Below are 8610 nucleotides of genomic sequence, written 5' to 3'. Positions count from 1 at the left end.
CCGGCGAGACCCCGGCCGAGCGCATGGCGAGCTTCGACAAGCAGATCGTGCGGGACTGGCTGAGCGCGCACTGGGACGGTGCCGGTGAGCCGCCGACGCTGCCCGGCGAGGTGGTCGAGCGGGCGTCCGCCCGCTACCGCGAGCTTCTGGTCAAACTCGGAGCTCGACCGCGGGAATGACGCGGCCCGGTGGGTGTTAAGTATTCGCATGAATGAAAAACTCGCCGCCGACACCGCGATGGGCGCCGTGACCCTGCTCGTCGGCGACCTCGACGCGATGACGCGTTACTACCGGGACGTCGTCACCCTCGAGGTGCTCACCGCCGAGGGCGACACCGTCACCCTCGGACGCGCCGGCCGGCCCATCGTGATCCTGCGTCACGACCCGCGCCTGCGGCACGCCCCCGCCGGATCGGCGGGACTGTTCCACACCGCGATCCTGTTCGAGAGTCGCGCAGCCCTCGCCGCCGCGCTCTACAGCGTCGCCCGCCACGCCCCGCAGACCTTCACCGGCAGCGCCGACCACGTCGTCAGCCAGGCGTTCTACTTCACCGACCCCGAGGGCAACGGCATCGAGCTCTACTGGGACCGCGCGCGCACCGCCTGGTCGTGGACCCACGGCCAGGTCGAGATGGCGACGCTCTACCTCGACCCGAACGCGTTCCTGTCGGAACACCTCACCGAGCAGGCCGCCGCGGGTTCGACGGCGGGGGACGCGGCATCCGTCGGTCACGTGCACCTGTCGGTCGGGGATGTCGCGACCGCCCGCGCGTTCTACGTCGACACCCTGGGCTTCGACGCCACCGCGAGCATGGGCAACCAGGCGCTGTTCGTGTCGGCCGGCGGCTACCACCACCACATGGCGATGAACGTGTGGAACTCGCGCGGCGCCGGCCCCCGTATGCCCGCCCTCGGCCTCGGCCGGGTCGAGCTCGCGCTGCCCGACGGCGACGCGATCGGCGAGCTCGGCGAGCGCCTCTCGCACCACGGCATCGCCACCGCGAACGACGGCCGCACCGTCACGTTCGCCGACCCGTGGAACAACGAACTGGTCGCGCACCTCGCCTGAGGCGCGCGGGCGGGTAAGGGAGGCGCGATCACACCGCCCGGTCGGCGATGATGCGCGCGTACGCGAGCGCGGAGTCCTTCGGCGTGCGCTCCTGGGTGTCGTAGTCGACCCGCACGATGCCGAAGCGCTTCTCGTAACCCCAGGCCCACTCGAAGTTGTCGAGCAGCGACCAGTAGAAGTAGCCGCCGACGTCCACACCCCGCTCGATCGCGGCGTGGATCGCGGCGACATGCCCCTCCAGGAACGCCACCCGGTCGACGTCGTGCACCCGGCGCTCACCGTCATCGACGACGAGCTCGTCGTCGTAGGCGGCGCCGTTCTCGGTGACGAAGAGGCGGGTGCCCGCGGCATCCGCGTACTGGGTCGCGACCCGCACGAGCAGGTCGGTGAGCCCCTCGGGCTGCACCTCCCATCCCATGCCGGTGCGCGGCAGTCCCCGCTCGAACCAGTGCACGTCGTCGGCGGCGGGGAAGGGCGAGGCGCCCTCACGCTCGGTGGGAGCCTGATCGGCGGGCGGCGCCTGCTCGGGCACGCGTCCACCGACGAACTCGTTGTGGTAGTAGTTCACGCCGAGTGCGTCGATCGGCGTCGAGATGACGGCGAGGTCGCCCGGCTGCACGGCCGCCTCGAGCGCATCGACCGCCTCGGGGTCGACGGCGCGGATGTCGTCGACGACGTCCGCGGGGTACGCCCCGAGGAACACCGGGTCGAGAAACCAGCGGTTGAACTGGCCGTCGATGCGGCGGGCGGCATCGAGGTCGCGCGGGTCGGACGGATCGGCGGGCTGAGCGCCGGTGAGGTTGAGGGTGATGCCGAGCGACAGGTCGGCGTCGCGGGCGCGCAGCTGCATCACCGTCTGGCCGTGGCCGAGCAGCAGGTGATGGGCCGCGAGCAGCCCCTCGCGTCGCGAATAGTGGCCGGGAGCATGGATGCCCGCGGTGTAGCTGAGGAACGACGAGCACCACGGCTCGTTGAGCGTCGTCCAGACGTTCACCCGGTCGCCGAGGGCGTCGTGCACGTCGAGGGCGTATTCGGTGAAGCGCTCGGCGGTGTCACGCACCGTCCAACCGCCTCGCTCCTGCAGCGCCTGCGGGAGATCCCAGTGATAGAGGGTGAGCCACGGCAGGATGTCGGCGCCGAGCAGTTCGTCGACGAGCCGCGAGTAGAAGTCGATGCCCGCCGGGTTGAGCGCGCCGCCGTCGGGTCGCACCCGTGACCACGACACCGAGAACCGGTAGGTCTGCAGCCCCAGGCGCTTCATGAGCGCGACGTCCTGCGGGTAGCGGTGGTAGTGGTCGCAGGCGGTCTCGCCGTCGTCACCCGCGATGACCGCGCCGGGCACGCGGCAGAACGCGTCCCAGATCGAGTCGCGGCGCCCGTCGACGTGCGCGGCTCCCTCGATCTGGAATGCGGCGGTCGCGGCACCGAAGAGGAAGTCGTCGGGGAAACGGCGGGGGGAGACGCTCATGGCCCCCATTATTGGGCACGTCCGAGCGTTCCTCGAATCGATTCGACGATGGGACGGGAATCTCCCATGTGGAACCTGGATCCCGCATACGGGTCTGCTCGTCGAGTTCGACCCTCGGATGCTCCGGCGCAAAGTATGAGCGTCGGCGATGTGTGAGCTTTGACAGAGCTGTGTAACTGAGAAATGCTGACGCTCATGGGGAACGTGGGGAGGAAGCGCTGGATCGTGCTGCTCGCAGCCACGGTCGCGCTCATCGTTGTCGCCGCCGTCACACCGCCGGCGGTCGGAATCATCATCGCGCTCATCGTGGCGCCGGCGACGATCGTCGTCGCGATCGTCGCCTTCGTGCGAGGCGGCATCAGGGTCGTCGGTCTCTCGACGCGGGGGCTGGCCGCCCTCGCATTCGGCATGGGATTGGTGCTCTTCGTCGGCGCCGCGGCAGCGGCCGGCAGCCGGCTCGACAGGCCGTCGACGCAGCAGGCAGCAGCATCCGCTCCGGCAACGACTGCCTCACAGACACCGGCTGCCCCGACGCCGACGCCGACCTCACTGTCGGACGAGGCAGTCGAGGCGGCGGGCCTCGCCACGGCCGGCGGTGCCAGCGTGGTCGTCTCGACCGCGTCGTCGGGATCGGCGCTCGACGTGCTCGCCACGCTGCCGGTGCAGGCGGCGACCTCGCTCAGCGGCTATTCCCGGGACGCCTTCGGGCCGGCGTGGGCCGACGTCGACAAGAACGGGTGCGACACGCGCAACGACATCCTCGCGCGGGATCTGACCGGCATCACGCGACCGGGCTCCTGCACGGTGACCGCGGGAACACTCACGTCGGCCTACTCCGGTGCGGTGGTGACGTTCACCCGCGGCGAGAAGACATCGCCCCTCGTGCAGATCGATCACGTGGTGTCGCTCGCCGACGCCTGGACCACGGGCGCACAGACGCTCACGGCCGACCAGCGTCGCAGTCTCGCGAACGACCCTCTCAACCTGCAGGCGGTCGAGGGCACCCTCAACGAAGCGAAGAGCAACCTGGATGCCGCGGGCTGGCTCCCGCCGCTCGCCGGCTACCGCTGCACGTTCGTCGCGCGGCAGATCGCCGTCAAGAACACCTACGGGCTCTGGGTGACGCCGGCGGAGAAGGCCGCGATGACGTCGGTGCTCGCCTCGTGCCCCGCGCAGCCGACCCCGGCATCGTCGTTCCAGGCGGCGGCCGTCGTCGCGCAGCCGGCACCGGCACAACCCGCTCCCGCTCCGGCCCCCGCCAAGCCCGCACCTGCCCAACCCGCACCCGCCCCGGCACCCGCGAAACCGGCGCCGGCGCAGCCCGCACCCGCACCCGCACAGCCCGCACCCGCGCCCGCGCAACCGGACGTCACCTACAAGAACTGCTCCGAGGTGCGCGCGGCCGGCAAAGCGCCGCTGTACCGCGGTCAGCCCGGGTACGCCGCGAAGCTCGACCGCGACGGCGACGGGATCGCCTGCGAGTGAGCGCCCCGCGCGCCTAGACTGGGGGCGAACCCCTGCCCGCGACATCCGGAGCTTCGCAATGCCCACCATCGTCGTCGACGTCATGCCCAAGGCCGAACTGCTCGACCCGCAGGGGAAGGCCGTCACCGGCGCGTTCGCGCGACTCGGCGTCGACGCCTTCAGCGGAGTGCGCATCGGCAAGCGCTTCGAGCTGACCGTCGAGGGCGAGGTGTCCGACGAGGTGCTCGCCGAGGCATCCCGTGTCGCCGCCGAGGTGCTGTCGAACTCCGTCATCGAGGACGTCGTCGGCATCGAGGTCGTCGAGTGACGGTACGCATCGGGGTCGTCACCTTCCCCGGCTCGCTCGACGACGTCGACGCACGCCGCGCGGTGCGCATCGCCGGTGCCGAGCCGGTCGCCCTGTGGCACGCGTCGCACGATCTCGACGGCGTCGACGCGCTGATCCTGCCCGGCGGCTTCAGCTACGGCGACTACCTGCGTGCCGGCGCCATCGCGGCCCTCGCGCCGATCATGCGGGACGTGAAGGATGCCGCGGCGAAGGGCATGCCCGTACTCGGCATCTGCAACGGCTTCCAGATGCTCGTCGAGGCGCACCTGCTGCCGGGCGGACTCATCCGCAACGCGCACCAGCAGTTCATCCGCCGCGACCAGCGCCTGCGCGTCGAGAACACGTCCACCGCGTGGACGAGCGACTTCGCCGACGGTCAGGAGATCGTCATCCCCCTGAAGAACGCGGACGGCGGCTACGTCGCCTCCGACGACGAGCTCGACCGTCTCGAGGGCGAGGGGCTCGTCGCGTTCCGCTACACCTGCGTGAACCCGAACGGGTCGCTGCGCGACATCGCCGGCCTCACCAACCCGGCGGGCAACGTCGTGGGCCTCATGCCGCACCCCGAGCACGCCGTCGAACCCGGCTTCGGTCCCTCGACCGCGGCCGCGATGCGCTCGGGCGTCGACGGTCTGTCGTTCTTCTCATCGGCGATCGCGGCCGTCGTCGGCGCCGCCGCCTGACCCGGCCGGGCGCACCACCCGACCGGGCGTGCAGCACCGCGCACACGCCGCGACCTGGCGCCCGTCGGCGCGGGGGTAACGTCGAGGTGTGACATCCCCTCTCGTCGTCTCGGTTCCCACCGAGGGCCTCGCCCGTGATCTGCAGCCGCTTCCCGAGAACGTCGAGGTGGTGGTCTGGCCGATGACCGGCCCCGCCCCCTGCGACCGCATCGACATCGTCGTACCGCCGTACCAGAACCTCAACGCCGCCCTCGGGCAGCTGGCCGGGGTCGAGGTCGGACTCGTGCAGAGCCAGTCGATCGGCTACGAGGGCATCGCCGCACTGCTGCCCGCGGGCGTTCCGCTCGCGAACGCCGCGGGCGTGCACGAGACCTCCACCGCCGAGCTCGCCGTGGGTCTCGCGATCGCGTCGCTGCGGCGCCTCGACCAGTTCGCCCGCGACACCGCGACCGCCACCTGGAACCCGGTCTTCGGCACGAGCCTCGCCGACCGCCGTGTGCTCGTGCTCGGCTGGGGCGGCGTCGGGAAGGCGATCGGCGCGCGACTGATCCCGTTCGAGGTCGACCTCACCGCCGTCGCCTCGCGAGCCCGCGACGAGGACGGCGTCGCCGTGCACGGCTTCGCCGAGCTCGCCGACCTGCTGCCGCGCACCGAGGTGCTCATCCTCGCTCTTCCGGGCGGCGACAGCACGCGCCACATCATCGACGCCGCCGCGCTCGCCCTGCTCCCCGATGGCGCGCTCGTCGTGAACGTCGGCCGCGGGCCGCTCATCGACACCGACGCGCTCGTCGCGGAGACCGCGTCCGGGCGCCTGCGCGCCGCGCTCGATGTGACCGACCCCGAGCCGCTTCCCGCCGACCACCCGCTGTGGCGGTCGCCGGGTGTGCTCATCGCCCCTCACGTCGGCGGGGCGTCGAGCGCGATGCGCCCCCGCCTGGTGCGCGTGCTGCGCGATCAGATCATGCGCGCCGCACGCGGCGCCGCACCGATCAACATCGTCGTCGCCGGCTGATCGCGGCTACGAGTTGGGCGTGACCGGGGTGCGGGCGACCGGGTAGGCGTCGACCGTCACGGTGTCGTCGCGCGCCGTGAACCGCAGATCGGCGCCGTCGGGGAACGCCTGCTCGACGGCGGGCGTGAAGACGACCGGACGACCGTTCGAGGCGAGCGGGTTCGTGTCCGCACTCGTGCCGATACGCACATCGACCACGACCGGAAGGGTGCCGAGTGCGCAGCCGATGAGCGAAGCATCCGGATAGACATCGGGCTGCGGGATCACGGCGATGCACCGCATGTCTCCCGCGGGCGGAATCACCGTGTAGACGGACATCCCGAGGTACGACTCGTACGCCCGCGACGAGGTGGACGTGCCCGTGAACATGACTGCCGACGGCGCATCACCGGGGATGCGCTGCAGCACGGCGGCGTGCTGCGAGGTGACGACGTGGGTGACGAGAAGCGTCGTCCCCGTCGACAGCCCGGCCACGACGACGAGGCTCGCGATCCACCAGATCGCGGTGACCCGATCGACGCGCGGGCGCATGCGACGCCACAGCGACACATCGGATGCCGCCCCGTCCGCGTCGTGCTCACCCCCATCGCTCGCACGCGATCCGTCGCCGGGCTCCGGCACAGCGCCCGAGTCGGTGGCCGGATCGTCCGCGGGGCGGACGACGGGCGGCTCGAGGACCGATCGTGTCCTGACGGTCGCCGCGGGGGCCGCGGCATCCGTCGCCCTGCGGCCCTCGAGCACGTCGAGGCGCGCGAGCGCGACGGGATCTCCCGCGATGTCGGCGTGGGGTCCGTACGCGCGCAGTCGCAGCGCGGCGAGCTCGGCGCGTTCGTCGCCGGTCACGGCGCGGGCCGTTCGTCAATGTCGCGACCATCCCACAGATCGTCGCAGGCGACGAATGTCGCCCCGTGCGCGGCGAGATAGGGGCCGGCACCCCGGTCGCCCGCGACGGTGGCCGCCACCGCGGCCCAGTGGTCGCGCCCGATCAGAACCGGGTGCGACGGGGCGCCCGCGACGGTCGCCTGCACGAGAGCGGATGCCGCGGCCTCCGCGGCGGCCCCGAGCACGCGCGCGACCGCGGCCGCCGGCAGCGTCGGGGTGTCGACGGGCACGATCACCGCGAGCTCCGCCCCGGTCGCGGCCGCGGCGTCCAGAGCCGAGCGCACGCTCGCCGACAGCCCGTCGTTCCAGTCGGGCACCAGCACGGCACGACCGGGGGCGGGGATGCGCCGGGCGACCTCCGCCGCGGCGGCGCCCACCGTCACGAGCACCGGGTCGCAGCCGGACGCGGCGAGAAGCGCCACCGCCCGGTCGAGCCAGGGCGTGCCGTCGGCATCGGCCGCGAGCGCCTTCGGCCCGCCGTAGCGGGTGCCCGCGCCCGCCGCGAGCACGATCCCGCAGGGTGCCCCCACGACCGGCAACGGCGTCACGTCCACCGCGCCAGCGTAGCCCGCCCGAAACACGCGAGGGCTAGCGTGGCGGCATGCTCGAGCTTGCGACCGACCTGCTGCCGCTGCTCGCGGCGGGCGAGCGCGTCGCGGTCGTGACGGTCGCGCACGTGGCGCGTTCGGCGCCGCGCGGCGCCGGCGCGGCGATGGCGATCACGTCCGACGCGCGGGCGATCGGCTCGATCTCCGGCGGCTGCGTCGAGGCGGATGCGGTCGCGCTCGCCCTCTCGTGCCTGGCGACCGGACGGGGTCAGACCGCGCGCTTCGGCTTCACCGACGAGCAGGCCTACGCCGCCGGTCTCGCCTGCGGCGGCTCGATCGAGGCTGTGGTCAGTGTGCTCGATCCCGCCGACACGGTCGTGCGCGACGCTCTCGAACGCGTCGCGGCGGGTCGCCGCGCGGCGGTCGGCATCGTTGCCGCGGGGCCCGACACCGGCCGCATCCTCCCCCTCGACGCCGGCGGCAGCGAGACGCGCCTCGGCGAGCATGACGGATGCCCCGTGCTCGCCGTCGTGCAGACGCCCCCGCCCGCGCTGTACCTGCTGGGTGCCGGCGAGCACGCCGCCGCGCTATGCCGGGTGGCCGCCGCCGCCGGCTTCGCAGTCACCGTGTGCGACGCGTGGGAGCTGCTGGCGACGCGCGAGAGGTTCCCCGCGGCAACCCGGATCGTCGTCGACCTGCCGCACGACTTCCTCGCGACGCTCGACCCCGTCGACCTCGACGACCGCACCGCGATCTGCGTGCTCACCCACGACGAGCGCCTCGACGTGCCCGCCCTCGAGGTCGCGCTGCGGCTTCCGGTCGGCTTCGTCGGGGCGATGGGCGCCCGCTCGACCGTCGCGCACCGTGCCACGCGGCTGCGCGAGGCGGGGCTCGGCGACGACGACCTCGCCCGGCTGCACTCGCCGCTCGGGCTCGACCTCGGCGGACGCACCCCCGAGGAGACCGCGCTCTCGGTGCTCGCCGAGATCGTCGCAGCACGCCACGGCGGATCCGCGGTGCCGCTGCGAGAGCGCGGGGGCGCCATCCACGCCCGCGCCGCCGCCGACACGATGCTGCCGACCGAGGCGGATGCCGCGGCATCCGCCTGCGCCCTGCCCGCCCTCGCGACCCTGGAG

9 protein-coding genes and 1 pseudogene are annotated in these 8610 nt (G+C 72.8%); 7 read left to right on the top strand and 3 right to left on the bottom strand.

Features of this window, described 5'->3' with window-relative positions; genetic code table 11:
- Positions 1-179 (top strand): annotated as a pseudogene (locus ABT08_RS11460) (phosphoribosylaminoimidazolesuccinocarboxamide synthase); the annotation flags it as partial.
- A gap of 28 nt (positions 180-207) precedes the next feature.
- Positions 208-1068: a VOC family protein gene (locus ABT08_RS11455; protein ID WP_288115035.1), complete on the top strand. Its 861-nt coding sequence runs from the start codon at positions 208-210 to the stop codon at positions 1066-1068.
- Positions 1069-1096: 28 nt separating this feature from the next.
- On the opposite strand, the gene ABT08_RS11450 is transcribed toward ABT08_RS11455, so the two are convergent.
- Positions 1097-2536 carry a GH1 family beta-glucosidase gene (locus tag ABT08_RS11450; RefSeq protein WP_288115033.1) on the bottom strand — a complete coding sequence of 480 codons (1440 nt, stop codon included), beginning with the start codon at positions 2534-2536 and terminating at the stop codon, positions 1097-1099.
- A 183-nt stretch (positions 2537-2719) separates the two neighbouring features.
- Between ABT08_RS11450 and ABT08_RS11445 the strand changes: the two genes are divergently transcribed.
- The 4 genes from ABT08_RS11445 (at position 2720) to ABT08_RS11430 (ending at position 6044) form a co-directional block, all read left to right on the top strand.
- The gene (locus tag ABT08_RS11445; protein WP_288115031.1) at positions 2720-4021 is read left to right on the top strand and encodes an excalibur calcium-binding domain-containing protein; all 1302 of its coding nucleotides are present in this window, start codon (positions 2720-2722) and stop codon (positions 4019-4021) included.
- A 58-nt stretch (positions 4022-4079) separates the two neighbouring features.
- Positions 4080-4328 (top strand): phosphoribosylformylglycinamidine synthase subunit PurS, encoded by a 249-nt coding sequence (gene purS / locus ABT08_RS11440; RefSeq protein ID WP_045248005.1) that lies wholly within the window; start codon positions 4080-4082, stop codon positions 4326-4328.
- The gene (purQ, locus tag ABT08_RS11435; RefSeq protein ID WP_056519697.1) at positions 4325-5032 is read left to right on the top strand and encodes a phosphoribosylformylglycinamidine synthase subunit PurQ; all 708 of its coding nucleotides are present in this window, start codon (positions 4325-4327) and stop codon (positions 5030-5032) included. Before purS ends, purQ begins: the two co-directional genes overlap by 4 nt.
- 88 nt (positions 5033-5120) lie before the next feature.
- The gene (locus tag ABT08_RS11430; RefSeq protein ID WP_288115029.1) at positions 5121-6044 is read left to right on the top strand and encodes a 2-hydroxyacid dehydrogenase; all 924 of its coding nucleotides are present in this window, start codon (positions 5121-5123) and stop codon (positions 6042-6044) included.
- 6 nt (positions 6045-6050) lie between these two features.
- Here ABT08_RS11430 and ABT08_RS11425 read toward each other — a convergent pair whose 3' ends face one another.
- Complete coding sequence (locus ABT08_RS11425; protein WP_288115027.1) at positions 6051-6887, bottom strand: hypothetical protein; 837 nt, start codon at positions 6885-6887, stop codon at positions 6051-6053.
- Positions 6884-7480: a nucleotidyltransferase family protein gene (locus ABT08_RS11420; RefSeq protein WP_288115026.1), complete on the bottom strand. Its 597-nt coding sequence runs from the start codon at positions 7478-7480 to the stop codon at positions 6884-6886. The genes ABT08_RS11425 and ABT08_RS11420 overlap by 4 nt, the downstream gene beginning before the upstream one ends.
- A gap of 47 nt (positions 7481-7527) precedes the next feature.
- On the opposite strand from ABT08_RS11420, the gene ABT08_RS11415 reads away from it, so the two are divergent.
- Positions 7528-8610 (top strand): XdhC family protein (locus ABT08_RS11415; RefSeq protein WP_288115025.1); only part of this gene is annotated, 1083 nt, incomplete at its 3' end.

Origin of the sequence: Microbacterium sp. SCN 71-21 (assembly GCF_001725695.1) — a bacterium.
Lineage (GTDB): Bacteria > Actinomycetota > Actinomycetes > Actinomycetales > Microbacteriaceae > Microbacterium > Microbacterium ginsengisoli.
This window is presented reverse-complemented; position numbering and strand designations above follow the sequence as displayed.